This is a genomic window from Mesorhizobium sp. CA8 (genome assembly GCF_020164955.1).
Taxonomy (GTDB): Bacteria; Pseudomonadota; Alphaproteobacteria; order Rhizobiales; family Rhizobiaceae; genus Mesorhizobium.
The window spans coordinates 171,207-196,608 of sequence record NZ_JAIUHG010000003.1 but is presented as its reverse complement, the minus strand read 5'-3'; the positions used below and the strand labels follow the sequence as shown (position 1 = coordinate 196,608).

At 62.7% G+C, this 25,402-nt stretch carries 27 protein-coding genes and 1 tRNA gene; 8 read left to right on the top strand and 20 right to left on the bottom strand.

The window, feature by feature from the left end; translation table 11 throughout:
- Positions 1–19: 19 nt before the first annotated feature.
- From LB553_RS05315 to tig, 4 genes are all read right to left on the bottom strand, one after another.
- Positions 20–853 (bottom strand): DUF2189 domain-containing protein, encoded by an 834-nt coding sequence (locus tag LB553_RS05315; protein WP_224511480.1) that lies wholly within the window; start codon positions 851–853, stop codon positions 20–22.
- Positions 854–1,335: 482 nt separating this feature from the next.
- Positions 1,336–1,716, bottom strand: a complete 381-nt coding sequence (locus LB553_RS05310; protein WP_224511304.1) for a c-type cytochrome — start codon at positions 1,714–1,716, stop codon at positions 1,336–1,338.
- A 231-nt stretch (positions 1,717–1,947) separates the two neighbouring features.
- Entirely contained in the window at positions 1,948–2,460 is a 513-nt protein-coding gene (locus LB553_RS05305; RefSeq protein ID WP_224511301.1) for a hypothetical protein, read from the bottom strand.
- A gap of 191 nt (positions 2,461–2,651) precedes the next feature.
- A complete protein-coding gene (tig, locus tag LB553_RS05300) occupies positions 2,652–4,151 on the bottom strand; it encodes a trigger factor (protein WP_224511299.1) in 1,500 nt (499 codons plus the stop codon).
- Positions 4,152–4,597: 446 nt separating this feature from the next.
- Between tig and LB553_RS05295 the strand changes: the two genes are divergently transcribed.
- The 3 genes from LB553_RS05295 to LB553_RS05285 all read left to right on the top strand — a co-directional run bounded on the left by LB553_RS05295 (position 4,598) and on the right by LB553_RS05285 (position 5,750).
- A tRNA-Leu gene (locus LB553_RS05295) sits at positions 4,598–4,682 on the top strand.
- 319 nt (positions 4,683–5,001) lie between these two features.
- A complete protein-coding gene (locus tag LB553_RS05290; RefSeq protein WP_224511296.1) occupies positions 5,002–5,469 on the top strand; it encodes a hypothetical protein in 468 nt (155 codons plus the stop codon).
- Positions 5,451–5,750: a hypothetical protein gene (locus tag LB553_RS05285; protein ID WP_224511294.1), complete on the top strand. Its 300-nt coding sequence runs from the start codon at positions 5,451–5,453 to the stop codon at positions 5,748–5,750. The genes LB553_RS05290 and LB553_RS05285 overlap by 19 nt, the downstream gene beginning before the upstream one ends.
- A gap of 252 nt (positions 5,751–6,002) precedes the next feature.
- Here the strand turns inward: LB553_RS05285 and LB553_RS05280 are convergent, their stop codons facing one another.
- Positions 6,003–6,584 (bottom strand): GDYXXLXY domain-containing protein, encoded by a 582-nt coding sequence (locus tag LB553_RS05280; protein WP_224511292.1) that lies wholly within the window; start codon positions 6,582–6,584, stop codon positions 6,003–6,005.
- Positions 6,581–7,699 (bottom strand): DUF2157 domain-containing protein, encoded by a 1,119-nt coding sequence (locus LB553_RS05275; protein ID WP_224511291.1) that lies wholly within the window; start codon positions 7,697–7,699, stop codon positions 6,581–6,583. The genes LB553_RS05280 and LB553_RS05275 overlap by 4 nt, the downstream gene beginning before the upstream one ends.
- A gap of 234 nt (positions 7,700–7,933) precedes the next feature.
- Between LB553_RS05275 and LB553_RS05270 the strand changes: the two genes are divergently transcribed.
- From LB553_RS05270 to LB553_RS05255, 4 genes are all read left to right on the top strand, one after another.
- Complete coding sequence (locus LB553_RS05270) at positions 7,934–8,074, top strand: DUF1127 domain-containing protein (RefSeq protein WP_006335194.1); 141 nt, start codon at positions 7,934–7,936, stop codon at positions 8,072–8,074.
- 50 nt (positions 8,075–8,124) lie between these two features.
- A complete protein-coding gene (locus tag LB553_RS05265; protein WP_224511288.1) occupies positions 8,125–8,265 on the top strand; it encodes a DUF1127 domain-containing protein in 141 nt (46 codons plus the stop codon).
- 399 nt (positions 8,266–8,664) lie between these two features.
- Entirely contained in the window at positions 8,665–10,074 is a 1,410-nt protein-coding gene (gene trmFO / locus LB553_RS05260) for a methylenetetrahydrofolate--tRNA-(uracil(54)-C(5))-methyltransferase (FADH(2)-oxidizing) TrmFO (protein ID WP_224511286.1), read from the top strand.
- A gap of 21 nt (positions 10,075–10,095) precedes the next feature.
- On the top strand, positions 10,096–10,629 hold the full coding sequence (locus LB553_RS05255; protein WP_224511285.1) for a hypothetical protein: 534 nt from the start codon (positions 10,096–10,098) through the stop codon (positions 10,627–10,629).
- Positions 10,630–10,941: 312 nt separating this feature from the next.
- Here LB553_RS05255 and LB553_RS05250 read toward each other — a convergent pair whose 3' ends face one another.
- The 4 genes from LB553_RS05250 to yajC form a co-directional block, all read right to left on the bottom strand.
- Positions 10,942–11,805 carry a phytoene/squalene synthase family protein gene (locus LB553_RS05250; RefSeq protein WP_224511283.1) on the bottom strand — a complete coding sequence of 288 codons (864 nt, stop codon included), beginning with the start codon at positions 11,803–11,805 and terminating at the stop codon, positions 10,942–10,944.
- Complete coding sequence (locus LB553_RS05245) at positions 11,806–12,195, bottom strand: Mth938-like domain-containing protein (RefSeq protein ID WP_224511281.1); 390 nt, start codon at positions 12,193–12,195, stop codon at positions 11,806–11,808.
- 79 nt (positions 12,196–12,274) lie between these two features.
- Positions 12,275–14,824, bottom strand: coding sequence for a protein translocase subunit SecDF (gene secDF, locus LB553_RS05240; protein WP_224511279.1), 2,550 nt, complete (start codon positions 14,822–14,824; stop codon positions 12,275–12,277).
- 55 nt (positions 14,825–14,879) lie between these two features.
- Complete coding sequence (gene yajC, locus LB553_RS05235) at positions 14,880–15,218, bottom strand: preprotein translocase subunit YajC (RefSeq protein ID WP_041004168.1); 339 nt, start codon at positions 15,216–15,218, stop codon at positions 14,880–14,882.
- Between the two features lie 267 nt (positions 15,219–15,485).
- Between yajC and LB553_RS05230 the strand changes: the two genes are divergently transcribed.
- Complete coding sequence (locus LB553_RS05230; RefSeq protein WP_224511276.1) at positions 15,486–16,358, top strand: ATP-binding protein; 873 nt, start codon at positions 15,486–15,488, stop codon at positions 16,356–16,358.
- A 10-nt stretch (positions 16,359–16,368) separates the two neighbouring features.
- Here LB553_RS05230 and LB553_RS05225 read toward each other — a convergent pair whose 3' ends face one another.
- From LB553_RS05225 to LB553_RS05180, 10 genes are all read right to left on the bottom strand, one after another.
- Positions 16,369–17,016, bottom strand: a complete 648-nt coding sequence (locus LB553_RS05225; protein WP_224511479.1) for a helix-turn-helix domain-containing protein — start codon at positions 17,014–17,016, stop codon at positions 16,369–16,371.
- A 91-nt stretch (positions 17,017–17,107) separates the two neighbouring features.
- A complete protein-coding gene (locus tag LB553_RS05220; RefSeq protein WP_224511274.1) occupies positions 17,108–18,631 on the bottom strand; it encodes a peptidoglycan DD-metalloendopeptidase family protein in 1,524 nt (507 codons plus the stop codon).
- A gap of 138 nt (positions 18,632–18,769) precedes the next feature.
- Positions 18,770–19,423, bottom strand: a complete 654-nt coding sequence (locus tag LB553_RS05215; protein WP_224511273.1) for a protein-L-isoaspartate(D-aspartate) O-methyltransferase — start codon at positions 19,421–19,423, stop codon at positions 18,770–18,772.
- 31 nt (positions 19,424–19,454) lie between these two features.
- Positions 19,455–20,213 (bottom strand): 5'/3'-nucleotidase SurE, encoded by a 759-nt coding sequence (gene surE, locus LB553_RS05210; protein ID WP_224511271.1) that lies wholly within the window; start codon positions 20,211–20,213, stop codon positions 19,455–19,457.
- Between the two features lie 4 nt (positions 20,214–20,217).
- Positions 20,218–21,522 (bottom strand): serine--tRNA ligase, encoded by a 1,305-nt coding sequence (gene serS, locus LB553_RS05205; protein ID WP_224511269.1) that lies wholly within the window; start codon positions 21,520–21,522, stop codon positions 20,218–20,220.
- 207 nt (positions 21,523–21,729) lie between these two features.
- Positions 21,730–22,593, bottom strand: coding sequence for a twin-arginine translocase subunit TatC (gene tatC / locus LB553_RS05200; RefSeq protein WP_224511266.1), 864 nt, complete (start codon positions 22,591–22,593; stop codon positions 21,730–21,732).
- Positions 22,590–23,312: a Sec-independent protein translocase protein TatB gene (gene tatB / locus LB553_RS05195; RefSeq protein WP_224511264.1), complete on the bottom strand. Its 723-nt coding sequence runs from the start codon at positions 23,310–23,312 to the stop codon at positions 22,590–22,592. The genes tatC and tatB overlap by 4 nt, the downstream gene beginning before the upstream one ends.
- A gap of 83 nt (positions 23,313–23,395) precedes the next feature.
- Positions 23,396–23,614, bottom strand: a complete 219-nt coding sequence (locus tag LB553_RS05190) for a twin-arginine translocase TatA/TatE family subunit (RefSeq protein WP_224511263.1) — start codon at positions 23,612–23,614, stop codon at positions 23,396–23,398.
- A 180-nt stretch (positions 23,615–23,794) separates the two neighbouring features.
- A complete protein-coding gene (gene scpB / locus LB553_RS05185) occupies positions 23,795–24,550 on the bottom strand; it encodes an SMC-Scp complex subunit ScpB (protein WP_224511261.1) in 756 nt (251 codons plus the stop codon).
- Complete coding sequence (locus tag LB553_RS05180) at positions 24,547–25,347, bottom strand: segregation and condensation protein A (RefSeq protein WP_224511478.1); 801 nt, start codon at positions 25,345–25,347, stop codon at positions 24,547–24,549. Before LB553_RS05180 ends, scpB begins: the two co-directional genes overlap by 4 nt.
- Positions 25,348–25,402: the final 55 nt, after the last annotated feature.

Sequence of the window (25,402 nt, the reverse complement as noted above, 5' to 3'; positions counted from 1 at the left end):
CGACACTCCCGCCGCTGCGTCACGACAGGGCCTGATTACTTCGACGGTCTGGGGCGCCCGCCGGCTCTACGACCTTGCGGTAAACATGCCAGGTGGAGTGGCCGAGGATCGGCAGCACGACCGCCAGTCCTGCAAAAATAAGCAAAGATCCGATAATCAGCCCAATGGCGACGATAAGTCCCCAGACGGCCATCACAATGGGGTTGGCCAGGACCACGCGCACCGAAGTGTGGATGGCTTCATAGGCGCCGACATCGCGATCAAGCAGCAGCGGGAACGCGACCACGGTGGTGCACAACACGACCACGGCGAATAGGAATCCGATGGCGTGACCCAGCACGATCAAAGTCCAGCCGCGTCCGGTGGCGAATATTTCTGCTATGAAGCTGGACAGCGATGCCGGCGGCTCGGGACCGAACAGGTACTCATAGAAGAGCTTGGCGGTCAAAAGCCACGCGATGAAGATCGCAAACAGCATGATCCCGACCGCAGCGATAGCCGGCAGTGCCGGGGAGTTCCTGACCTCGAAGGCATGGCTCCAGGATGCATCGAGCCCAGCTTCCCGTCTGCGGCTAATCTCATAGAGGCCGATCGCCGCGAATGGACCGATCAGCGCAAATCCGGACACGAGCGGAAACAGCAGCGGCAGCGCGTTCGCCCCCGACGTCCAGGTGGCAAGCACCACGCCGACGAGCGGATAGATCATGCACAAAAAGACGATGTGCGAGGGTTTGACCATGAAGTCGTCGATACCGCGCCTGAGCGCATCGAAAAGGTCGGAAATGCCGATCTTTCTGACTCTGGTATGCTCCAGCGTCTCGCTGGCCCCCGCAATCACGTGAAAGCTTGCCATGACCAATCCTCCAGACAAGGCCCGGCAGGGTCGCGGATTTCACGGTGCTACCGCTTTGCATGGCTGGCCACGCAAACCGCGACCTGCACCGGCAGCCAACATACTCCTTCGCGCCCGGTTTGTCGTCTTTTCGTTTGAACGGGTGGGGTGGCCGGCCAAGGCTGTACGCTGGTTCCAGAGGCTTTTTTGCGGTATTCTTGTACAGCGCGGCGCGCCTCTTTCGGGGCGCACAAGGGCGCTGGATCACCGTGATTGGCGCTTGATCCTTTTCCCGATTTTCGGGGTCATGCGCCCGGTCGAAGGCGAACGTCATGGACACGCGGACGCTTCTCATACTCGGCCTTGGCATAATTATTCTGCTGGCGTTGGGATTCTTTGCGCTGCCGGCTTGACGGCGCGGGCGCAACATTTCAGCAGCGCAATTGCCGGCCGCCTTGGGTCGGGCGAATCCGGCGACCACCGACCAGGCCGGAAGGGGCTGCTTACTTGGAAAACTGCTTCAGGTAGGCGATGACGTTGGCTATGTCCTGGTCGCTCTTGAGGCCTGGAAACGCCATCTTCGTCCCTTTGACCATCGCCTTGGGGTCGTGAAGATATTTTGTCAGCGTAGGCTCGTCCCATTTGATGCCGGATTTTCCGGCCTCGATCATGGCCGTGGAATAGGTGAAACCGGGATGCGTGCCCGCGGTGCGCCCGATGACGCCGTGCAGAGACGGGCCGACCTTATTCTGGTCCTGGTCGGCAACGTGGCAAACCTTGCACTTGGTGAAGACCTTCTCGCCTGCGGCGGCGTCCTGCGCCTGCGACGGGCTTGCAAAGAAGGTCGTAGCGGACAAGACGATGAAAAGCGCGGTTGCGCGCATGGCACTTCCTCCCGATCGTCGTTTGCGTCGGACGACCCGCACCACGCCGGTCCGCTGGCGTACCCTGCACGGTAGGCGTCCGCGTCTCTTCAGTGGAATTGCGGCATCTACATACCACAGATCGAACCAATGGGCAAAAAAAGCCAGCTCTTGAGAAGGTTTAGGCCACTCGCCGAGTAGTAGCTGCCAAAAAGGGCAAACCCGGTGGGAGCCTGTTCTGAACGACAGCGATCAGGGCGGATCGGTTCTGCAACTCACCGCAATCTGGCCGATCGCCTCGGAGAGACCGGCGAGCTCGAAATCGGCCTCGCCGCGCCCCGACAGCAGGCCGAAGCGCCATGACAGCGTCAGCCGGTTCGCCGAAGCCAGGCGCCTGATGCCGTCGTCTCCATCCCTGACCAGCGTTCTGCCGCGCGGGCCGACTGACCAGCTTTCATCGGATTTGCCGCCGCCATCGACAACGACGGAGACGGTGATCTCGCGGCTGGCGGAGACGGCATCATTGAGTTGGAGCCATTCGCTCCACCGCGGTTCCCCGTCGGGCCGGCAAGCCAAGGTCAGCACCGGGCTGTAGCCCAGCGCCCCACCCCCGGTGATCAGCTTGTTGCTGGCGTGCAGCGATGCCGTGATCTGGCCATTGTCGCCGGCGCCGACGCTCCAATTGCCAAGATCCGGCTCGGCCCGCGCGACGCCGTTTGCCGCGGCAAACAAGAGCGCCGCGGCGGCGACCACGTCTCTCATCATGAACCCCAGCCCCACCAATGCCTCCAAACGCCCGCGAATGCGATGAAACGCAGATAATGTTCAACGGTTGGTATCGCCAGCGGCGGACGATCAAGACAAGTTGTCGGTGTTGCCGCGCCGCCACAATGAAGTAGCTCCCAATGAAAAAGGCCGCCCGGAGGCGGCCTTTCCAAATCGGGTGTTGAAACGTGTTACTCGGCTTCCTTGGCAGCCTTCTTCTTCGGCGCCGCCTTCTTCTTCGGCTCCTCGGCCTCGGACGCGGCTTCGTCGGCCTTTGCCTCACTTGCCTTGGCTTCGGCCTTCTTCGAGGAGGCCTTCTTGGCCGGCTTCGCCTTGGTCGCGGTCTCCGCCTCCTCGTCGTCGGCCATCAGCTCGTCCTTGCCGACCTTGACGTCATTGACCGTAATCTGGCCGAGCAGATAGTCGACGACCTTCTCCTCGAAAATCGGCGCTCGTAGCGCGTTGATGGCTTCCGGGTTGCTGCGGTAGTACTCGAAGGCTTCCTGCTGCTGGTTGGCCGGGAAGCGACGCACCTGCTCGAACAAACCGCGCTGCAGCTCCTCGTCCGACACGGTGACGCCGGCCTTCTCACCGATCTCGGCCAGCACCAGGCCAAGGCGCACGCGGCGCTCGGCAAGGCGCATATATTCGGCGCGCGCCTCTTCTTCCGTCGTCTCTTCGTCGGCGAAGGTACGGCCGGCGGCTTCGAGGTCGCGGTTGACCTGAGCCCAGATGTTGTTGAACTCGGCCTCGACGAGCTTGGAGGGCGCCTCGAAGGAGTAGGATGCGTCGAGCTGGTCGAGCAACTGGCGCTTCACCTTCTGGCGGGTCATCGAGCCGAACTGGTTCTCGAGCTGGCCGCGCACGATCTCGCGCAGGCGCTCGAGCGATTCCAAGCCGAGATTCTTGGCCGTCTCGTCATTGACTTCGAGCTCGCCGGGTGCCGACACCTCCTTGACGATGACGTCGAAGGTGGCTTCCTTGCCGGCCAGATGCGCCGCCTGGTAGTTTTCGGGGAAGGTGACGGTGATCTGCTTCTCGTCGCCAGCCTTCGTGCCGATCAACTGGTCCTCGAAGCCCGGGATGAACTCCTTGGAGCCGAGCACCAGCAGCTGGTCGGTGCCGGCGCCGCCGGCGAACGCCTCGCCGTCGATCTTGCCGACATAGTCGATGCTCACGCGGTCGCCCTCGGCGGCCTTGCCGGTCTTCGGCTCGTAGCTGCGCGCCGATTCGGCGACGCGCTTGACCTGGTCCTCGACTTCCGATTCCGGCACATCGTAGACCTGACGCGTCACCTTGATGTCGGAGAAGTCCTTGATCTCGATCGCCGGGATGACCTCGTAGTTGAGGCTGAATTCGAAATCGGCGCCGCCGGCCAGGATCTTCTCGGCCTCCTTCTCGTCCTCGGTCATGATCACTTCGGGCTGCATGGCGGCCTTTTCACCACGCCCCGAGATGATCGAACGGGTCGAGTCATTGAGGATCTCGTTGACGACCTCGGCCATGAAAGACTTGCCGTACATCTTGCGCAGATGCTGCACCGGCACCTTGCCCGGGCGGAAGCCGTTGATGCGCACCTTGTCGCGGGCATCGGTCAGCCGCGCCATCAGCTTGGCTTCCATATCACCGGCCGGCACGGTGATCTTGATCTCGCGCTTGAGACCGGAGTTGAGCGTTTCGGTGACCTGCATCCTAGAACCTTTGTTTTCACCAATGAGGCTGCCAAACGGTTTTAGCCGTTTACAGCCTGCCGGTATGATCTTGCCGGAAATGGCTTGTGGTACGGAACCCGGCGATTTGACCGCCGATGCGGTTCAAGCTCTCCTGAACTGCGCCTTGCCGGATGCGAATAAGTTTTTGTTTTTCCTGTAACTCTTCACATCTTGCAGAAGCGGAAATTCACGTTCCGTCACATTCGACACGCCTTTTGTCACAGGCTAGGCTAATTTTCAACTATCTTCGCTCCAATGCATGCCGCCCAAAAAGTGCGCAGCGTTTCTGGGAAAACGGCATGCATCAAGACAAGGCCTGAAGCGCGTCACCCGAACCGTTTTCGACATGACGCGCTTTAGCCGGATAAACATGACTTGAGCCCCGACATTGACAGAATGATGGCTACATGGGATTGCCGGGGAAAGCGGATGTGGCGGAATTGGTAGACGCCCTGGATTTAGGTTCCAGTGCCGAAAGGCGTGGGGGTTCGAGTCCCTTCATCCGCACCATCCTTCGCTCTTCGGATGGCAGACCACTCTGAAGATGAGTGGACATAGGGGTCTCTCCCAAGCCTTGGCAAAGAAGGATCGCAGCCATCGCCTGGCGGCGCAAGCAAGGCTCTCACGCTCTCGGAGACCATCCCGCTTTGCGCATCCGATGCACTTGAAATAGCCCTTTAACAGGTTCTTACTCGCAATAGGCGGGTCGGGGCTCTGTCAGATTGTGCGTGTAATTTCTCTCGTTCTGGCGGTGGGGTCAGCTCTCGCGGCGGCGTCTCAGGTTGAGGCTTTGGAGTACACTCCAGCTTCTCTTCCGGGTCAGCGGCCAATGCTCATCGTCTCCGGTGAGTTTAGCGCCACTGAGTCCTTGAACGGCTTTAGCCGCGCGGTTGCGGGCAGCGGGGCCAAGGTGATTGTATTCAACTCCCCTGGTGGCAACGTCGGCGGTGCTATTCGGTTGGGACGTATGATCCGCGCAGCAGGGTTGGATACGCTCCAGGTTGGCCAATTGCAGTGCGCTTCAGCCTGCTCACTGGCCTTCCTGGGTGGCATCCACCGTGTTGCCGAACCAAGCTCCATCGGCATTCACCGGGCGTTTCTCAAACCGGCTGACGGGATGTCCACCGAAGAAGCGAAGGCCCGCGTCCAGCTCGGAACGGCTGCAATCACATCCTATGTCGTCGAGATGGGAGTGGACCCCAAGCTGATAGAATTGGCTTCGAGCTATGGCAAGCATGACATAAGATATCTATCGGCAGATATCTATCGGCCAGCGAAATGGCTGACTTGCATGTGACCAATGCCGCAGCGAACCAATCGCCGGCAGATATTTCACAGGTGTTAACGAGGCCAAATCCTGCGCCCGTGTCCGCTCCTGCACTCGACGCCAGGCAACTGCCGGAAAGCATTGCGGTCGCCTTCGTCAGGGATCTCATCGAGCATCATGGCGACAACGACGATTTCGCTCTTGCCCAAGTTCAGGCGTCCTACGCTCCCAAGGTCGATTATTATGGCAAGCTGACGAACTTGAGGTCGATCATTGACAACAAGAGGAACTATTTATCGGCGATGGCCTGAACGCGGATATAGCGTCCGCGATGACAGCATCGTGGTCACCTGCACTAAGGATCGCTGCATGGTCTCGGGCGTCTACGACTGGGTTGTGCGCAGCCCCTCGAAAAATAAGCAGGAAAAAGGCGTAGCAAACTTTAGCTATACGATTTCGATCGGTCCCTATCCCAAAGTTATCGCAGAGACAGTGTCCAGCGATAACCGGGACCACCGTTAGCGCGGACACTCGCGGACACTGACGTCAAGCCCCTATACACGCTAATAAAGCGGCTCCTCGAACAGCGTCTTGTCGCCGTCCATCAGCGCCTTGATCTGTGCCGTCCCGTCGGGCGCGAGCGCAAGCTTGATGCCGAACGGCCGCACGCGCATGTCGTCCTGGATCGCCATTCCTTCGCCTTCCGGCAGATAGAAGCGGTCGATCCCGTAGTCGGGCGCGATCGTCGCTTCCGGATAACGAAGGTCCCAGCCCTCCGCGACGCGTCCGCCAATGTCGGCTTCGTCCGGGCCAGCAGGCGCCGGCGCCTGGCCGAACCACGCCGCGGCTGGCTGCCAATAACCGTCGGCGCCCTTTTTCAGCCGCACCGTGATCGAGCCGTCGTCGGTGGAAAACTTGCCTTGCGGAAGGTCGGCGATCAGCTTCACCGGGATGCGTGAAATGTTGTTGTTGAGCGAGATATAGTCGCCGCGCAGGAGATCGCGCGGATCGACCGGTTGGACTTTCAGGAGCACTTCCTTGCCGTTGCGCAGGATCGCGGCCCGGCCGGCGATGATCCAGCTGAGGAAGCCGATCTGGACGAGCGCCAGCACCAGCGCCGAGATGATGAGCTTCTTGCCGGTCATGCCGCTGCTCCTGTCTCGGCGGGCGCTCTCATGCGCTTCTCGATGCGGATGATGATCAGCGCCAGTATGCCGAGCAGCACGGCAGCCGCAAGGAAGAAGCCGGCCGTATCCAGCATCGACCGCAAGGTGACGCTATAGATAATGGCGAGTTCGAAGGCGAAGCCAGCATAGGCCAGCCAGCGCAGCCCCCTGCTCTCGCGGCCCGCCAGCATGATCGCCCCGACGATACCGGCAAGCGCTACGATCGAGGCGACGGCGAAACCGCTGTTGTAGGTGCTTTCATCCGCCAGTTCGAACTGGATCATCGCCATGCCAATAAGGAAGCCGAGCAAGGCGTGCACGGGCAGCCGGCCGCCCAGTTGAAGGATCCTGTCGATCCGATCGCCGGCAAAGATCGCAGCGGCAAAGAGCAGCGCTGACGCGATGGCCAGCGGCACGGCAACCGGCAGCATGTCGTGATCCGTCGCCAGCAGAACCAGATAGAGAATGACCGACAGAATGATGAGGTGGCGCGCTGCCTGGCTGCGTGTCCAGAACGAAATGGCGAACAGGACGACCGCCATGACGATGAAGAGATGCGGAATTTCCGCGCGCCAATAGAAGCCGAACCCCTTGAGGACCAGCCAGGCATCGGCAATGCCGACCGCAGCCACGGTCAGCGGGTTCGAGCGCAGCGCTACTGCCGCCAACGCCGTGCCGGCGCACCATGTCACAAGCGCCGAGGCCTCGTCTCCCGAAAGATGGTACATCTGGCCGATCAGCGCGATCGATCCGCCGAAGGCGGCGGCTGCAACGATCCAGAGCGCCTCGCCGATCGCGGCATGGTCGCGCGTCTTCAGCACCGCGCCGCCGACATAGCCGGCGAGAATGACGGCAAACAGGGCCGCCACGCGAACGAGGCGCGGGATGGCCTCCCAGTTGGCGGCGACGAAGATCAGGATCGCTGCGCCGAACAAAAGTGCCGCCATCATCGCCAGGATTGAGCCGAAACTCAGCGACGCGCGCTCATTGGCGGCGACGTCGCGCGTCAATGCCTCCGCCGTGGCGGGATCGATCAGCCCCCTCTCCCGCCAGCGGGCGATATCCACCCTTACCCGTGCCGAATAGCTCGCCATGCTTTCCCCCGAAGCCTGGTCATTTCCGTAGCCGGAACAGCCAAACCGTTGACGCGGCGGCATTTTCCGATTCGGCCTTCTTTGTGACGCAGGCGTGAATGGCCGTTAATGTTGCATTGCACAATTTGCATTGCTGCCATGCGCCAACGGCACTTTTAAACCGATATGATCCCACCTATTTTCTGTTCGTACACAAACGGAATGATCCGAACCAAAGACGAAACGAGAACTACCATGAACCTGATCCGCAACTACCGCAACTGGCGCCGCTACCGGGACACCGTCTCCGAGCTGAGCCGCCTGTCGAACCGTGAACTGACCGACCTCGGCATCAGCCGCAGCGACATCCACTACGTCGCCCGCAAGGCGGTCTAATCCGCTTCGGACCGCAAATGGTCCGAACCAGTTTTGAAGAGAGTAAGACAATGAACCTGATCCGCAGCTATCGCAACTGGCGCGTCTATCGCGACACTGTTGCTGAGCTGGGTCGGCTTTCGAACCGCCAGCTCCACGATCTCGGCATCGTTCGCGACGAGATCAAGATGATCGCCCGCAAGGCGATCTAACCAGGATTTCGCCAGGGTCGACCTCCTCCCCGACCCTGACGGATACGGCCAACCCTTACCTCCTCCCAAGGGTTGACCACCGAAACGGCGCCCGCCGGACCTCCTCCCCCGGCGGGCGTTGTTCCCGAAGCGAACCCAGTTCGTCTTCGAAGGCTTCGCCCCTTCTCAAAGGGGAAAGAATTCTCGCCTCAAACGGCGAAAGAGATTTCGTCAAAGCCGACCTCCTCCCCGGCGATGACGAATACGGTCGATCTTCACCTCCTCCCGAGGATCGACCCCCAAAACGACACCCGCCGGACCTCCTCCCCCGGCGGGTGTTGTTGTTTTTAGGGCTCGTCGCCCGGCCGGTCATTTGGCCGGCAATTGCAATCGCGCCGACAAGCGATTATTCCGGCGCTCATGAGCAAAAATCCCATACACGTCATCGGCGGCGGCCTCGCCGGCTCCGAATCCGCATGGCAGATCGCGCAAGCCGGCGTCCCGGTCGTGCTGCATGAAATGCGCCCTGTGCGCGGCACCGACGCGCATAAGACCGACGGCTTGGCCGAGTTGGTCTGCTCAAACTCCTTCCGCTCCGACGACGCAGAAAACAACGCCGTCGGCCTGCTGCATGCCGAAATGCGGCTGGCCGGCTCGCTGATCATGAGCGCGGGCGACGCCAACCAGGTGCCGGCCGGCGGCGCGCTGGCCGTCGACCGCGACGGCTTTTCCGACGCGGTCACCGCAAAGATCGAAGCGCATCCGCTGATCACCATCCAGCGCGAGGAAGTGCCGGGGCTGCCGCCCAAGGATTGGGACCAGGCGATCATCGCCACGGGCCCGCTGACGGCGCCCTCGCTGGCGCAGTCGATAGCCGAGGCCACCGGCGCCGATGCGCTCGCGTTCTTCGACGCCATCGCGCCGATCGTGCATTTCGACACGATCGACATGAACACGGCCTGGTTCCAGTCGCGCTACGACAAGGTCGGGCCCGGCGGCACCGGCAAGGACTATATCAACTGCCCGATGGACAAGGACCAGTATCTCGCCTTCGTGGCAGCGCTGCTGGAGGGACAGAAAACCGAGTTCAAAGAGTGGGAAGGCACGCCGTATTTCGACGGCTGCCTGCCGATCGAGGTGATGGCCGAGCGCGGCGTGGAGACCTTGCGCTACGGGCCGATGAAGCCAATGGGGCTGACCAACGTCCACCATCCGGCGGTCAAGGCCTATGCGGTGGTGCAGCTTCGCCAGGACAATGCGCTGGGCACGCTTTACAACATGGTCGGTTTCCAGACCAAGCTGAAGCATGCCGAGCAGGTGCGCATCTTCCGCACCATTCCGGGACTGGAAAACGCGGAATTTGCGCGTCTCGGCGGCCTGCACCGCAACACCTATATCAACTCGCCGACGCTCCTCGATCCTTCGCTACAGTTGAAGTCGCGCCCCGGCCTGCGCTTTGCCGGCCAGATCACCGGCTGCGAAGGCTATGTCGAAAGCGCTGCCATCGGCCTGCTCGCCGGCCGCTTCGCCGCCGCAGAACGGCTCGGCCAGGCGCCGTCGCTGCCGCCCTCGACCACCGCTTTCGGCGCGCTGCTCAACCACATCACCGGCGGCCATATCGTCTCGGACGACGAACCGGGCAAGCGATCCTTCCAGCCGATGAACGTCAATTTCGGCCTGTTCCCGCCGGTGGAAGCGCCGAAGGCCGAAGGCAAACGCCTGCGCGGCAAGGACAAGACCGTCGCCAAACGCCACGCCATCACCTCGCGCGCTTTGGCCGATTGCCAACAATGGCTGGGGCTGCCGGCGCGGGCGGAAGCGGCGGAGTAGACCGAGGCGAAGCGCTCCAGGATGCCTCAGCTTCTGCCGCCGGATTTGCCGACAAGTGACGAAGCTTTCGCAGGTGACTATGAGATAGTCTGGAGCATCTATATCAGATGCGGCAATCTGCAAAAGCTGCGCGCGGTTCATCTACCGGCGCTTGAAGCCTTGATCGGCCAGCCTCATGGCGGCAAAGGCTGGCTGTACGACAATGAACGTTACATCGAGAACCGCGACCGAAGCCTGAAGCGAATAATCGCCGTGCAGAGTGTCAAAGGGCCCTACACTGACGAGTTGCTGCTCGATTTCATGAAGACGCTGTATTCGCTTTCATCGTTCTGGGCCATCCAGGCCCGTCTCAATCCGTCACATCCTCAAGGCGTGTACGTCAGCGCCCGGTTCCAGCGAGAAAACCCCAACTCAGAAGCGCCTGCGGTCGTTGACGCGCTGGTCGAGTTGGAAGCAAATTTCACGGATGCGCAGGGCCATGCGTTCGGGCGGAGTTTCGGTACGACACGGCGTATCAGCGCTGCCGTGCCTGGTGACAGCCCAGCCGCAGGGTAGATATCCGGGCACCTTTGGCTGATCTCGAGGATGGAGTAGAATTCTACTCGCTGCCTAACGGAGCCGTTTCATGGAAGCCCCCGAAAATTGTCCGTCACCGTCACCACAGCCATGGCGCGCATGATCCGCGAAAAGGTCGAGGACGGCTCATTTCATTCGGCTCTGCGAGCGAGGTTATCCGTGCCGCCCAGCGAGCGTTCCAGTGCGAGGAAGAACAGCATGCTGAGCGCTTGGCATCAATTCGAGCGCGCGTGAAGGCGTCGATTGACGCGCGTCCACGCAACGGAATCCCTAGCATGATTGACGTTTACGTCAAAGGGGCGTCCAGCCCCGCATCGCATGACGCAAGAGCAGCCAGTGCCGGCGCAAGGTGGAGAGCGTCGCTGTCCCACCAAGCGGCGACCTGCCCGCCTTCTCCATCTTGTCGAGATAGGCGCGAGTCAGCGCCAGCGGCAGGAAGGCCGGGCGCAACGAAACGGGAAGCGTTGGCGCACCCTTCTCGAAGGCGTTGAGATGCTCCCGCGCCAGCGCGATCATTGCCGCCACCGCGCGCTCCGCCGCAGCCCCACCCTCGCTTTTCACGAACTCTTCCGGCGTCGTGCCGGCTGCCGCCAGTATGTCGGCCGGCACAAAGCACTGTCCGCGCCGACGATGCAACGGTAGCAGAAGCAGCAGCCCGGCGATGGCCTGCGCGCAGCCGGCCCTCCCCGCCAGATCGGCGAAGCCCGGCGCCGCCGCCGGATCGAGCACCATCGCCGCAAGCTGGATCAGCGCCGCGGCGGTTTCGCCGCAATAGCCTTCGAGGTCGGTCCGCGAGGGCATCGGGTCGTCATAGAGATCGAATATCCGTGCCTCGAGCATGTTCTCGAAGGCAGCCTTCGGCAGATGATAGGCGGCGATCGTGGCGCGCAGCGCATCGGCGGTCGGGTGACCTGTCTCGGTATCCCCTTCGGCCGCGATGACGTCGCGCCACCATTGCAGCCTGACCTCGCCCGGCAGCGGCTCGTGAATGCGATCGCGCACGCCGGCGATTTCGGCGTTGAAGGCGTAGAGCGCAAGCAGCGCGTCGCGCTTGTCGGCCGGCGCGTAGAGCGCCGACAGATACCGGTCGTGATCGGCGGCGCGCGCCGCGTCCATGACGATGTCGCCCGTCACCATGTTGGAAGCGCCGGCCATTCAATCGACGGCGATCAGCGCGGCGGCGACGGCGCGATCCTCCGCCAGGAGCACATTGTAGGTCCGTACCGCCGCTCCGGTAGACATCGGGTCGGCCGAGATGCCGGCCTCCTTGAGCGCGACGCGCAAAGGCGCCGGCAGCGGCCGCAAATCCTTGCCCATACCGACCAGCAGGATCTCGACCTTGCCGGCTTCGGCGAACAGCTTGTCGAAATCCGCGGCCTTCAGCGCCAGCGGATCGGCGGGTTCCCAGCCGTGGATGCCCGACGGCAGGACGAGCAGCGATCCGCGATGCGACATGTCGGCAAAGCGGAAGCCGCCATTGCCATAGGCCTCGATCGGCGCCTTGCCCGGGAAATGCGCCTCGCGGATGATGATGCCTTTGGCCATGGGTCTAGAGCATGATGCCGAAAAATGTGGAGCGGCTTTCGGACGACATCATGCTTTATCTCTTTGATTTAGACGGGCGTCAGGTCGCCACGGGCTTGCCGTTCACCGGCTTCTTCTCCTCTTCGGCCGCGGCCTGCGGCCGCAACCGGAACAGGATCAGCAGCGGGGCGGCGATGAAGATCGACGAATAGGTGCCGAACACCACGCCGAACAGCATTGCCATCGTGAAGGAGCGGATCACCTCCCCGCCGAACAGCACCAGCGCGAGCAGCGCCAGGATGGTGGTGACCGATGTCAGCGTGGTTCTGGACAGCGTCTCGTTGATGGCATTGTTCAACAGCTGCGGCAGCGGCATCTTCTTGTATCTTCGAAGATCCTCGCGTACGCGGTCATAGACCACGATCGTATCGTTCAGCGAGTAGCCGATGATGGTCAGGATCGCCGCCAGCGACGACTGGTTGAACTCCAGCCCGGTCAGGACGAAGAAGCCGATCGTCATCACCACATCGTGCACCGTGGCGATGATGGCGCCGACCGCGAACTGCCATTCGAAGCGGAACCAGACATAGAGCAGGATGCCGACCAGCGCGATCAGCATGGCGATCGTGCCCTGCTTGGCAAGTTCGCCGGACACCGTCGGGCCGACCACTTCGACGCGGCGGAAATCATATTGATCCTGCAGCTCGCCCCGCACCTTGTCGATGACGGTCTGCTCGGCATTCTCGCCGGCGTCCTGCGCGCCAACGCGGATCAGCACGTCGTTCGGCGCGCCGAACTGCTGCACCTGGATCTCGCCGATATTGAGCTCGGACAGCCTGTTGCGGATGTTGCCGAGATCGGCGTCGCCTTTCTTGGACTGCACCTCGATTATCGAGCCGCCTTTGAAGTCGATGCCGTAGTTGATGTCGACGGTCAGGAATCCGACAACCGACAGGACCGACAACAGGCTGGACAACGCGAATGTCCAGCGGCGGATACCCATGAACGGAATCCTGGTGCCCGGAGGAATGAAGGTGACCGGAGCGCGCGGCAGTTCCTTCGGCCGGGCGCGGCGCAGCCAGATCGACACCAGCATGCGCGTGAAGGTGAAAGCGGTGAAGACCGTGGTCAGGATGCCGATCGCATAGGTGATGGCGAAACCCTTGACCGGGCCGGTGCCCAGCCAGAACAGCACCACGGTGGCGATCAGCGAGGTGACGTTGGAGTCGACGATCGTCGCCAGCGCCTTGGAGAAGCCCGTATCGATCGCCTGTATCACCGAGCGGCCGGCCCGCCGCTCCTCGCGAATGCGCTCGTAGATCAGAACGTTGGAGTCCACCGCCATGCCGATGGTGAGCACGATACCGGCGATGCCGGGCAAGGTCAGTGTGGCGCCCAGCAGCGACAGCACGGCCACGATCATGGCCACGTGGACCGCGAGCGCGACGTTAGCGAGGAAGCCGAGGAAGCCATAGGCGACAAACATGAAGGCGACGACGAGGATCGAGCCGATGATGCCGGCGATTTTACCCGCATGAATCGAGTCCTGGCCAAGGCCCGGGCCGACCGTGCGCTCTTCGATGATGGTCAACTTTGCCGGCAGGGCGCCGGCGCGCAGCAAGACGGCGAGGTCGTTGGCGCTCTCGGCCGTGAAATTGCCGGAGATCTGACCGCTACCGCCGAGGATCGGCTCGCGGATCACCGGCGCCGAAATCACCTGGTTGTCGAGCACGATGGCGAACGGCTTGCCGACATTCTGTTGGGTCGCCTGGCCGAACCTAGTCGCTCCCCGGGAATTGAAGGTGAACGAAACCACCGGCTCATTGGTCTGTGAATTATAAGTCGGCGTCGCATTCGACAGGTCTTCGCCCGAGACGATGACGCGGTTTTCGACCAGATAAGGAACGGGAGGATCGTCCTGCGAATAGAGGACTGAATCGCCAGGCGGCGGACGGTTCTTGATCGCGTCCTGGACCGGCACCGACGTATCGACCATCTGGAAGGTCAGCTTTGCGGTCTGGCCGATGATGTCCTTTAGCCTTTGCGGATTTTGCAGTCCGGGCACCTGAACCAGAATGCGATCGTCACCTTGCCGCTGCACGATAGGTTCCGTGGTGCCGAGCGCGTTGACGCGCCGCTCGACCACCTCGATCGCCTGCGACAGCGCCGTCGAGGTGCGGTACTTGATGCCCGCATCCGTGACGGTGAACTTCAACAATCCGGGCTCGGAATCGTCCAGCGTCATCGACTGGACGGAACCGCCGGCAAAGAGGCCGGCCGCGACCGGATTGGTTATCGGCTTCAGCGCCGTCTTTGCGGCTTCTACCTGGCTCGGATCGTTGATGCGCACCTGCACGGTGCGGCCCGTTCCGCCAAGTCCGGTATATTGGATCTTGGCATCGCGCAGCAGCGTCCTGATCTCGTCGCGTGTCGTTTCCAGTTGATCCTTGATCAGGTCGTTCTGATCCATCTGGAGCAGGATGTGCGAGCCGCCCTGAAGGTCGAGGCCGAGCGTCATCTGCCGCTTCGGCACCCAGCTCGGCAATTGCGCCAGCATGCTCGCCGGGAAGAGATTGGGCGCGGCGAGGATCACTGTGATGGCCACGGCAAGCCAGATCAGGATCATCTTCAGGCGCGAGAAATAGAGCATTCGTTTTATCCGTTCAGGCGTACAAGCGGCAGCGTTCCGCCATCGAGGTTAGGATTTACTTCTTGGCGTTCTGGTTCGCCACCGGCTCGCCCTTGACGCGCACGTCCGAGATCGTCGAGCGCAGCGCCGTCACCTTGGTGCCGCCGCCAAGGTCGATCTCCAGCTCGTTGTCGTCGATCACCTTGGTCACCTTGCCGACGAAGCCGCCGCCGGTCACCACCGTATCGCCGCGGCGCACGGCCGACAGCATCTCCTGGCGCTTCTTGAGCTGCGCGCGCTGCGGCCGGATGATCAGAAAATACATGATCACGAAAATCAGGACAAACGGCAAAATCGAGATGAACATGTCTGGCGAAGCGCCGACGCCCTGGGCGTATGCCGGTGTAACGAACATCAAGAAACTCCTGGATGGTGAAATTCCGCCGCGGCCGCCCCGCGAAAATTTGGCCGGAATATAGTCGGTAAAGTTGCCAATGCAACTGCGCTGCGCGCCCAATCCGTTGCTTTTCCAGCCATTTGCGGCGTGCTAGAGCGTCGCAGCGGACGCCGCTTCGAGGTCGCCGAAAAGATGATGCTCCAACAAAAGCTTGGAGCTGGTTCTTGCAGCGATGTCATGGAAGCTGCTCCCACACGCTGAAATACCTCAACAAAAAGGTCCAAAATGACCGACAGCCTGGACACCTTGAACAAGAAGCTGGACCGCCTGATCGAGGCGGTTTCCCGCCTCGCCCCGCCGCCGGTTCCGCAGGCCGACCTGGGCCTCGCCGACTGCTTCGTCTGGCAGGCTGATCCCGGCTATCTGGAGCCGGTGCGCAAGGTCAATCGCGTCGACATCGGCCTGATCCGCGGCGTCGACCGCGTGCGCGACATCCTGCTCGACAACACCGAGCGCTTCGCATCCGGCTATGCGGCCAACAACGTGCTGTTGTGGGGCGCGCGCGGCATGGGCAAATCCTCCCTGGTCAAGGCCGTGCATGCCACCGTCAACGCCTCAAACAAGCTCGAGCGGCCGCTGAAGCTGATCGAGATCCACCGTGAGGACATCGATACGCTGCCCAAGCTGATGGGCCTCCTGAAGGCGGCTCCCTATCGCTTCATCCTGTTTTGCGACGACCTCTCCTTCGACCATGATGACACATCCTACAAGTCGCTGAAGGCGGCGCTGGAAGGCGGCGTCGAGGGCCGGCCCGCCAACGTCATTTTCTACGCCACGTCCAATCGGCGGCATCTTTTGCCGCGTGACATGATTGACAATGAGCGCTCGACCGCGATCAACCCGTCGGAAGCGGTGGAAGAAAAAGTCTCGCTATCCGACCGTTTCGGTCTCTGGCTCGGATTCCACAAATGCTCGCAGGACGAATATCTCGACATGATCGACGGCTATGTCCGCTATCACGGCCTGACGATCGATCCCGAGCAACTGCGCGCCGAAGCGCTGGAGTGGGCAACGACGCGCGGCAGCCGTTCGGGCCGCGTCGCCTGGCAGTTCACGCAGGATCTCGCCGGCCGGCTCGGTAAGCCGCTGAAGGATTGAAACGTCAACGTCACCTGGGCGACTGCGCCCGTCGCAAGTCGCGCGGCGTCTGGCCGATCTCGCGGCGCATCCAATGCGCCAGATGTGACTGGTGCGCGAAGCCCGTCGATGCCGCAACCTCGCTCGTGCTCAGATCGCCTTGCCGCAGCAGAATGCATGCCCTTTCGACGCGGCGTCGCAGCACGTAGCGATGCAAGGTGACGCCCATCGCCGCCTTGAACCATGTGCGCAAATGCGAGCTGCTCGCGCCGGCAACCCGGCTCAGGCGGTCGATCGAAAGCGGCTCGTGGAGAGCGGTCTCGATGTGTTCGAGGACACGTTTAGCTGAGCGTGCGACAACCGGTTCACTCGAACCACGTCTGGGCCATCGAGACCGAGCAGCCTCACCGCAAGCGCGGCGCCGATGCTCTCGGCAAACAAAAGGGTCACTCGGCGCGTTCGCGGCGAGATCGCTCTGCAGTGCTCGAGCGAGATGCTCTATCTGCTGGTCACGAAGCAGATGGCGGGTGTCGAGCCGCGATGCTCGCGCCCTGCCGCCAAGTTCCGCGGCCACCCTGACCATCAAGGCCGGCTGCAAGACGATCTCCATCGTGTCGGCAGCCTTGAAGAGATGATCGCCGACACGCTCCGGGATCATCTTTAGCCATGTGTCAGGCATCTTCGGCAACTGAAAAAGCCCGCTCCTTGCGAAGCGGGCTGAAGACGGCGGGGCCGGACTGGAGGTCAGGCGGCCCGCAATTGTTCTTGTTCTATTCGAGATAGCCCGACGGATCGACCGGGGCCGAGTTCTTGCGCACTTCGAAGTGCAGCTTGGGCGAGTCGGTGGTGCCGCTCATGCCGGAGAGCGCGATCTCCTGGCCGCGCTTGACCTTCTGGCCGCGCTGCACCTCGATCGAGCTTGCATGGCCGTAGACGGTGACCAGGCCGTTCTCGTGCCGCACCAGCACGGTGTTGCCGAATTCCTTGAGGCCGTCGCCGGCATAGATGACGACGCCGTTCTCGGCCGCCTTGATCGGTGTCCCTTCCGGCACCGCGATGTCGACGCCGTCCTTGCCGGAACCGAAGCTGGAGATCACGCGGCCGCGAACCGGCCAGCGCATCTTGCCAATGCCGGTCGCGTCGGGCGCTACCGCACCGTCGTCCTCGGCCTGCTGGATGACCTTGGCATCCTTCTTCGGCGGTGTGTAGGAGGCGAGCGTCTGCGACGGCGTGGTCTTCGCCGGCGGCGGCGTCGTCGCGGTTGTCACAGGATCGACGGCAGGCTTGGCAGCGGCAGGCTTGGCGGATGCCACGACCGCGCCGCCGGCCGGGACCTTGAGCGTCTGGCCGATCTTGAGCAGGCCGTCCTGCATGCCGTTGGCCTGCTTCAGCGCCACGACGCTGACGCCGGTCTTCCTGGCGATCGATGACAGCGAGTCGCCCTGCTGCACGGTGTAGGAGCCACCGGCGCCTGCCGGCTTGGCCTCGGCCATCTGCTGCGCCGGCTTTGGATTCTTGGAACCCGCCGCTGCTGCCGACGCATCGACCTGAGCGGCGGATTTGCCGTCCTTGACCTTGGGCTGCTGCGGCAGAACAGCGACCTTCTCCGGAGCGGGCTGCTTCGGCGTGTTCGCCGGCTTGCCTTCGGCGACCTTCGCCTCCGCCTTGCTCGAATAGGCATAGGCGGGGATGACGATCTTCTGGCCCGTCCTGATGCCCTTCTTCGGGTCGATCCCGTTGACCTTGGCGATGGCATCCGCCGGCACATGGTAGTGCGCCGCCAGGCCCGAAAGCGTCTCGCCGTCGCGCACCACGATTTCGGTCGCGTGCGGCGCAGCGCTCGCATTGCGAACGGCGTCGGGCTCGGCGGTCTTGAACGGCTTGGCCTGGGCGACCGTACCGGTGGCCGTCCTGTCGCGATGCGGTGCAGGAGCAAGCGCCGGAGCGGGTGCAAGGGCAGGAGCGGAAGCGGTACGCATAGGCTTGGCAGGAGCCGGCGCCGACGGAGGCGGCAGCTGCTGCGCCGTGACCGGCTCGAGGCTCGATCGGCTCACCGACTGGGTGTGGGTGCCGTCGACCGGCGCCGGCGCGACCGTATCGCCCGGGTAGGGCTGGTCGACATTCTGCTTGTTGATGATGGCGCGCTGATTGTTGGTGGATGATGTGAAGACATCATCGACACCGTTGAAGCGCATCGACTGGGAACTGCACCCGGCCGCCGCGCCAGCAATGATCAGGACAGCGCAACCGCGCGCCAGATTGCGTCTGTTTGCCTTCAAGTGATTGAATTGCATCGCACTAACCCGCACAGACCCGGTACAAACTGGTCACGATTAAAGCGCGTTAATGTTACTGGCCGGTTAACCCATTAGAATCCGGCGAAAATTTTCTTAAAACATTGGCGGAAATTTTGGCGAGGGCCGCAAGGCCCGCTAGATCACCGCGGCAACGCTGCGCAGGATCGGCTGCAGCCTGACCATGCCGATGTCCTCGCGCTCGAAGCGGCTGCCCACCTTGGTGAGCTTGGCCAGCACCTGCTCGCCCTCGTCCGGGCCGATCGGCGCGATGACGATGCCGCCGCTCGACAGCTGGTCGAGCAGGAAACGCGGCAGGCTGTCGAAGGCCGCCCAGGCGACGATACGGTCGAACGGCCCTTCATTGGGCAGGCCATTCGAGCCGTCGGCCTGGCGGGCGATGACGTTGCTGATGGCGAGCGCCTCGAACCGCTGCTTGGCCTGCTCGACCAGCGTCTTGTAGCGGTCGATGGTGATGACGCGCGCCGCAAGCCTGGACATGACCGCTGCCGTGTAGCCCGAGCCGGTGCCGATCTCGAGCACGCGGTTGCCCGGCTCGATGTGAAGTGCTGCGATCACCGCCGCCTGCAGATCGCCGCCCTCGATCGCCTCGCCGCATTCGATCGGCAGCATCCCGTCCGACCAGGCGAGCGCGTGAAATTGGGCCGACAGGAAACCACGCCGCGGCGTCGCCTCGAAGGCTGCGACCAGCGCCTTCGGCGCCGTGCCCCTGCCCCGCAGCCTGAGCAGGAAAGCGGCAAAACCCTCGCGGTCGTCGATGCCCGTATTCATGCCAAAACCGTGTTCATGCCAAAACCCTATTTTATGACAGCGCCTTGGTCAGTTGGTCGCGGAGTTCATGGGCGGTGAGGTCGAGCTGCAGCGGCGTCACCGACACCAGCCGGTTGCGCATCGCATGGAGGTCCGTGCCCTTCTTGCCTTCGACCGGCTCGCGACCGAAGCGCAGCCAGTAATAAGGCAGGCCGCGCCCGTCGCGCCGCTCGTCGACCCAGAGACTATGCACCAGCTTGCCTTGCGAGGTGACGACGGTGCCCTCCACCTCGTCTGGGGCACAGTTCGGGAAATTGACGTTGAGCAGCACACCGTCGGGCAACGGCGTTTCCACCAGCCGCTTGAGCAGCGCCGGCGCCAGCGCCTCGGTCGTCTCGTAAGGCACGACGCGGTCCTCGCCGACATAGGAATAGGCCTGGCTGACCGCGATCGAACGCACGCCGAGCAGCGCGCCTTCCATGGCACCCGCCACGGTGCCGGAATAGGTGACGTCGTCGGCGATGTTGGCGCCGGAATTGACGCCGGACAGGATCAGGTCGGGCGGTCCGGGCAGGATTTTTTTCGTGCCCATGATGACGCAGTCGGTCGGCGTGCCGCGCACGGCATAATGCTTCTCGCCGATCTTGCGCAGCCTGAGCGGCTCCGAGATCGACAGTGAGTGCGCGTAGCCGGACTGGTCCTGCTCGGGCGCCACCACCCAGACGTCGTCCGACAGCATGCGGGCGATGCGTTCGAGCGACGCCAGCCCATCGGCGTGGATGCCGTCGTCATTGGTCAGGAGAATGCGCATCAAGTCACTTCGCTTCGATCTTCGCGAGACCACCCATGTAAGGCCGCAGCACTTCAGGAATGGTTACGCTGCCATCCTCATTCTGGTAGTTTTCGATGACGGCTATAAGAGCGCGACCGACCGCGGTGCCCGAGCCGTTCAACGTATGGACGAAGCGATTGCCCTTGCCATCCTTGTCCTTGTAGCGGGCATCCATGCGCCTGGCCTGGAAATCGCCGCAGACCGAGCAGGACGAGATTTCGCGATAGGCATTCTGCCCCGGCAGCCAGACCTCGACGTCGTAGGTCTTGCGCGCGCCAAAACCCATATCGCCGGTGCAGAGCGTGACGGTACGGAACGGCAGGCCGATCCGTTTCAGCACTTCCTCGGCGCATTGCGTCATCCGCTCATGCTCGGCGAGCGAGCTTTCCTGGTCCGTGATCGAGACCAGCTCGACCTTGTAGAACTGGTGCTGGCGCAGCATGCCGCGCGTGTCGCGGCCGGCCGAGCCCGCTTCCGAGCGGAAGCACGGCGTCAGCGCGGTGTAGCGCAGCGGCAGCTTTTCATGCGCAGTGATCTCCTCGCGCACGAGGTTGGTCAGCGGGACTTCCGCCGTCGGGATCAGGCCGAGACGGCCGTCCCCGTGCGGCGTGAAGAACAGGTCTTCCTCGAATTTCGGCAGCTGGTTGGTGCCGAAAAGCACCTCGTCGCGCACCATCAGCGGCGGGATGACCTCTTCATAGCCGTGCTCGGTGGTATGCAGGTCGAGCATGAACTGGCCGAGCGCACGTTCCATGCGCGCAAGCTGGCTCTTCAGCACGGTGAAGCGCGCGCCGGATAGTTTCGCCGCGCGCTCGAAATCCATCATGCCGAGCGCTTCGCCGATCTCGAAATGCTCCTTCACCCAGTTCGGGCGTGTCGGCACCTCGCCGACGATGCGCTTGACGATATTGTCGTGCTCGTCCTTGCCGACCGGCACGTCGTCCAGCGGCACGTTGGGCAGCACCGCAAGCGCGTCGTTCAGCGCCTTGTCGAGCTCGCGCTCGCGCGCCTCGCCGTCCTGGATGAACTCCTTGATCTCGCTGACTTCGCCCTTGAGTTTCTCCGCAAGTGCTGCATCGCCCGAGCGCATGGCATTGCCGATCTCCTTCGAGGCGGCATTGCGGCGCTCCTGCTTGACCTGCAATTCGCTGAGATGCGAGCGCCGCGCCTCGTCCTTCGCGATCAAATCGTCGACCGTGGACTGCGCCTCGCCCGCCGACCACGAGCGCTTCACCAGCGCCTCGACAAGGGCCTTCGGGTTATCGCGAATCCATTTGATGTCAAGCATGGTCGATCCTCAAACTAGATGCATGTCACCCAAAAATGTGCAGCGGTTTTGGAAAACGACATGCATGAAAATAGAGACTTAAAAGCGCGTCGCTTAAACCATTTGAGCGCGACGCGCCTTAAGGATCGAGGGGGTAAACCGCATCCGCCATCGATGCAAGGCGGCGACCAAGCCGACAGCTGCGATTTCTCGGCTAGAAAGCCCCGCTTAGGTGGAAGAGGCGTCCGGCGTGTCGCTCGCGACCGAGCTCCCCGCCTCCGCCTGTTCGCGCGCCAGGCGGTCGCGCGCCTGGGCGCGCTCGATCATGCGCGAGGACCAGATAGCGACCTCGTAGAGGATGATCGTCGGGATGGCGAGGCCGCACTGGCTCATCGGATCGGGCGGCGTCAGCACGGCGGCGACGACGAAGGAAAGCACGATCGCCCATTTGCGCTTCTCGGCCAGCGCCTGCGACGACAGAAGCCCGACGCGCGTCAAAAGGCTGGTCACCACCGGCAGCTGGAACACCAGGCCGAAGGAGAAGATCAGCGTCATGATCAGGCTGAGATATTCCGACACCTTCGGCAGCAGCGAAATCTGCACCTGGTCGTTGGTGCCGGTCTGCTGCATGGCCAGAAAGAACCACATGACCATCGGGGTGAAGAAGAAATAGACCAGCGAGGCGCCCATCAGAAACAGGATGGGCGAGGCGATCAGGAACGGCAGGAAGGCGCTGCGCTCGTTCTTGTAGAGGCCCGGCGCGATAAACTTGTAGATCTGCGTGGCGATCAGCGGGAAGGCGATCACCATGCCGCCGAACATGGCAAGCTTCACCTGGGTGAAGAAGAACTCCTGCGGCGCGGTATAGATCAGCTCGACCTTGTGCGGGTCGAGGCCTGCCCATTGCGTCGCCCATTTGAACGGGATGACCAGAAGGTTGAACAGGCGCTTGGCGAAGAAGAAGCAGACGAGAAAGGCGACGAAAAAGCCACCCAGCGACCAGATTAAGCGGCGGCGCAGCTCGATCAGATGCTCGATCAGCGGCGCGGACGATTTCTCGATTTCTTCTTTTTCCTTGTCCGAAACGCTCACTTGGTGTCGCCCGTCATCTTCTTGCCGTCGGTTGCCTTCTTCGCGGCCGGCTTCTTCGCCGCGGCAGGCTTCGCCTCAGCGCTGGGCGCGGCATTCCTGGCGGGTGCCTCGGCTTTAGCTGCAGCCAGCGCGGCCTTGGTCGGCGCCTTTGCGGCGGATGGATTCGATGCGGTCTTGGCCGCCGTGCCGGCGGCCCTTGCCTTGGCGGTCGCCACCTTTTTTGCCGGCTCGGCCGGAACGGCGGTCTCCGAAGCCGGTACGGTGACGGACGCGTCCGTCATGGTTGGAAAGATCGGGGCGGCCGAGGCAGCCTCGGCTCCGTTGACGACGGGCATGTCCGTCGCGCCGTTCTTGAGCGGTTCGGCGGCCTGCGGCGTCTCTGCTGCCGGCGCCGCCGGATCGGCGGCCGGTTTGGGCTTCATCATCGTATCGACGCCGGCCCGCACATCGGCCGCGGCCTGCTCGAACGGATTGAGCTGCTTGCGCACCTCGTTCATCGGGTTGAGGCCGCGCAAGCTATCGATCGAACTCTTCACATCGTCGAGTTCGGCTTCCTTCAGCGCTTCGTTGAACTGCTTCTGGAAGTCGCCGGCCATGGCGCGCAATTTCGCCGCGGTGCGGCCGAAGGTGCGAAGCATGTTGGGCAAATCCTTAGGCCCGACGACCACGATCATGACAACCGCGATCACCAGCAGCTCGCTCCAACCGACTTCGAACATGACAATCTATTCCGACGCGTGCATGCCGCCCGCACATGCGAAGCGGTTTTGGGACAACGGCATGCTCAAAGCAACAACCGAGATCAGCTCTTGCTGACCTTTTCCTTGGGCGGCGAAACAGTCTCGTCGGCGCGGTGCTCGACGGTACGCTTGTCGTCGGCGTCGTCGTCGGCCATGCCCTTCTTGAAGCTCTTGATGCCCTTGGCCATGTCGCCCATCAGTTCGGGGATCTTGCCGCGGCCGAACACCAGAAGCACGATGACCAGCACGATCATCCAGTGCCAAATCGAAAATGAACCCATAACAATCTCTCTCGAATGGTTTCCCTCGGCGATGATCTATGCGTTTTCGCTCGGGGATTCAAACACAACCGCAATGAAGTTGATAAAATGGCTAGCGGATGTCACGCACTTTCGGCGTGAGCGCCTTGCTACGAATCCGCGCAGGCCTTGCTAATAAACCATTCGTGCCGGTTTTCGCGGTCACTCTTCCGTGACGCGCGGCGTCAGCAACCCGAGTTCCTCGAGGTCGATATCGGTCAGCGCATCCTCGTCTTCGGCGAGCGCGTCCGGATCGGCAGGCGGCACCGGCATCGAGAAATTCGCCGGCATGCGCGTCGAGAGCAGGCCAGCGCCCTTCAGCTCTTCCATGCCGGGCAGATCGCGGATTTCCTCCAACGCGAAATGATCGAGGAAAGCGTCGGTCGTGCCGTAGGTCACCGGCCGTCCGGGCGTGCGGCGGCGGCCGCGCATCCTGACCCATTCCGTTTCGAGCAGCGTGTCGAGCGTGCCTTTCGACGTTTCGACGCCTCTGATGTCCTCGATCTCGGCGCGCGTGACCGGCTGGTGATAGGCGATGATCGCCAGCACTTCGAGCGCCGCGCGCGACAGCTTCCTCTGCTGCACGGAGTCCCGGCTCATCAGGAAGGCCAGGTCGCCCGCGGTGCGGAAGGCCCAGGCATCGCCGACCCGCATCAGGTTGACGCCGCGCTTGGCATAGATTTCCTGCAGGTCCGCCATTGCGGCCGCGATGTTGACGCCTTCCGGCAGGCGCGCGGCAAGCTGCTTTTCGCTGACCGGCTCGGCACTGGCGAAAACGATCGCCTCGGCCATGCGCACGGCTTCCGACAGCTGCAGCCGCTCCGCGGGGTTCTCGAGTGAACCCTGCTCGGCCATCTCGTCTTCCGGTTCGTGCTCGACCTTGAACGGGATGACCGAAGCGTTGGCGCGTTCGCTCATGATACCACCTCGATTGCCCTTACCCCTTGCGCGCGTCCGCGCAGATAGATCGGCGCGAACACCTGGTCCTGCCGCACTTCCAATTTGCCTTCGCGCACCATCTCCAGCGTCGCGGCGAACGAACTCGCCATCGCCGTGCGCTTCTCTTCCGGCGCCGCCAGATATTCGATCAGGAAGCTGTCGAGCGTCGTCCAGTCGCCGACCGAGCCGATCAGCCGCGCCAGCACCTCGCGCGCATCCTTGAGCGACCACACGGCACGCCTGGCGATCGTCACATTGTTGATCGCCTGCCGCTGGCGCTGCTGCGCATAGGCGGTGAGCAGATCGTAGAGCGAAGCCGAAAAGCTGTTGCGCTTCTCGACAATGACCATTTCCGGCATGCCGCGCGCAAAGACGTCGCGGCCGAGCCGGTTGCGGTTCACCAGCCGCGCCGAGGCGTCGCGCATGGCTTCAAGGCGCTTCAGCCGGAATTGCAGCACCGCCGCCAGTTCCTCGCCGCTTTCGCCCTCCTCGCCCGGCTGCTTCGGGATCAAGAGCTTCGACTTCAGGAAGGCGAGCCATGCCGCCATCACCAGATAGTCGGCGGCAAGCTCGAGCCTCAGCGCCCGCACCTTCTCGACGAAGGCCAGATATTGCTCCGCGAGCGCCAGGATCGAAATGCGCGCCAGATCGACCTTCTGGTTGCGTGCAAGATGCAGGAGAAGATCGAGCGGGCCCTCGAAACCGGCCACGTCGACGACTAGCGACGGGTCGCCAGTCAGGCGTGAATCGTCGTTCTCGGCCCACAGACGGTCCATCGGTGCGGCCTTCGCGGCCTTGCCTTCCAATGTCTCCGCCACTCGCCTTTTGTCC

Excerpts from the sequence above, each read along its gene's own strand:
- LB553_RS05315 (WP_224511480.1), bottom strand. The coding sequence starts at position 853 with ATGGCAAGCTTTCACGTGATTGCGGGGGCCAGCGAGACGCTGGAGCAT.
- LB553_RS05310 (WP_224511304.1), bottom strand. The coding sequence starts at position 1,716 with ATGCGCGCAACCGCGCTTTTCATCGTCTTGTCCGCTACGACCTTCTTT.
- LB553_RS05305 (WP_224511301.1), bottom strand. The coding sequence starts at position 2,460 with ATGATGAGAGACGTGGTCGCCGCCGCGGCGCTCTTGTTTGCCGCGGCA.
- tig (WP_224511299.1), bottom strand. The coding sequence starts at position 4,151 with ATGCAGGTCACCGAAACGCTCAACTCCGGTCTCAAGCGCGAGATCAAG.
- LB553_RS05290 (WP_224511296.1), top strand. The coding sequence starts at position 5,002 with ATGCTCATCGTCTCCGGTGAGTTTAGCGCCACTGAGTCCTTGAACGGC.
- LB553_RS05285 (WP_224511294.1), top strand. The coding sequence starts at position 5,451 with ATGGCTGACTTGCATGTGACCAATGCCGCAGCGAACCAATCGCCGGCA.
- LB553_RS05280 (WP_224511292.1), bottom strand. The coding sequence starts at position 6,584 with ATGACCGGCAAGAAGCTCATCATCTCGGCGCTGGTGCTGGCGCTCGTC.
- LB553_RS05275 (WP_224511291.1), bottom strand. The coding sequence starts at position 7,699 with ATGGCGAGCTATTCGGCACGGGTAAGGGTGGATATCGCCCGCTGGCGG.
- LB553_RS05270 (WP_006335194.1), top strand. The coding sequence starts at position 7,934 with ATGAACCTGATCCGCAACTACCGCAACTGGCGCCGCTACCGGGACACC.
- LB553_RS05265 (WP_224511288.1), top strand. The coding sequence starts at position 8,125 with ATGAACCTGATCCGCAGCTATCGCAACTGGCGCGTCTATCGCGACACT.
- trmFO (WP_224511286.1), top strand. The coding sequence starts at position 8,665 with ATGAGCAAAAATCCCATACACGTCATCGGCGGCGGCCTCGCCGGCTCC.
- LB553_RS05255 (WP_224511285.1), top strand. The coding sequence starts at position 10,096 with ATGCCTCAGCTTCTGCCGCCGGATTTGCCGACAAGTGACGAAGCTTTC.
- LB553_RS05250 (WP_224511283.1), bottom strand. The coding sequence starts at position 11,805 with ATGGCCGGCGCTTCCAACATGGTGACGGGCGACATCGTCATGGACGCG.
- LB553_RS05245 (WP_224511281.1), bottom strand. The coding sequence starts at position 12,195 with ATGGCCAAAGGCATCATCATCCGCGAGGCGCATTTCCCGGGCAAGGCG.
- secDF (WP_224511279.1), bottom strand. The coding sequence starts at position 14,824 with ATGCTCTATTTCTCGCGCCTGAAGATGATCCTGATCTGGCTTGCCGTG.
- yajC (WP_041004168.1), bottom strand. The coding sequence starts at position 15,218 with ATGTTCGTTACACCGGCATACGCCCAGGGCGTCGGCGCTTCGCCAGAC.
- LB553_RS05230 (WP_224511276.1), top strand. The coding sequence starts at position 15,486 with ATGACCGACAGCCTGGACACCTTGAACAAGAAGCTGGACCGCCTGATC.
- LB553_RS05225 (WP_224511479.1), bottom strand. The coding sequence starts at position 17,016 with ATGCCTGACACATGGCTAAAGATGATCCCGGAGCGTGTCGGCGATCAT.
- LB553_RS05220 (WP_224511274.1), bottom strand. The coding sequence starts at position 18,631 with ATGCAATTCAATCACTTGAAGGCAAACAGACGCAATCTGGCGCGCGGT.
- LB553_RS05215 (WP_224511273.1), bottom strand. The coding sequence starts at position 19,423 with ATGAATACGGGCATCGACGACCGCGAGGGTTTTGCCGCTTTCCTGCTC.
- surE (WP_224511271.1), bottom strand. The coding sequence starts at position 20,213 with ATGCGCATTCTCCTGACCAATGACGACGGCATCCACGCCGATGGGCTG.
- serS (WP_224511269.1), bottom strand. The coding sequence starts at position 21,522 with ATGCTTGACATCAAATGGATTCGCGATAACCCGAAGGCCCTTGTCGAG.
- tatB (WP_224511264.1), bottom strand. The coding sequence starts at position 23,312 with ATGTTCGAAGTCGGTTGGAGCGAGCTGCTGGTGATCGCGGTTGTCATG.
- LB553_RS05190 (WP_224511263.1), bottom strand. The coding sequence starts at position 23,614 with ATGGGTTCATTTTCGATTTGGCACTGGATGATCGTGCTGGTCATCGTG.
- scpB (WP_224511261.1), bottom strand. The coding sequence starts at position 24,550 with ATGAGCGAACGCGCCAACGCTTCGGTCATCCCGTTCAAGGTCGAGCAC.
- LB553_RS05180 (WP_224511478.1), bottom strand. The coding sequence starts at position 25,347 with ATGGACCGTCTGTGGGCCGAGAACGACGATTCACGCCTGACTGGCGAC.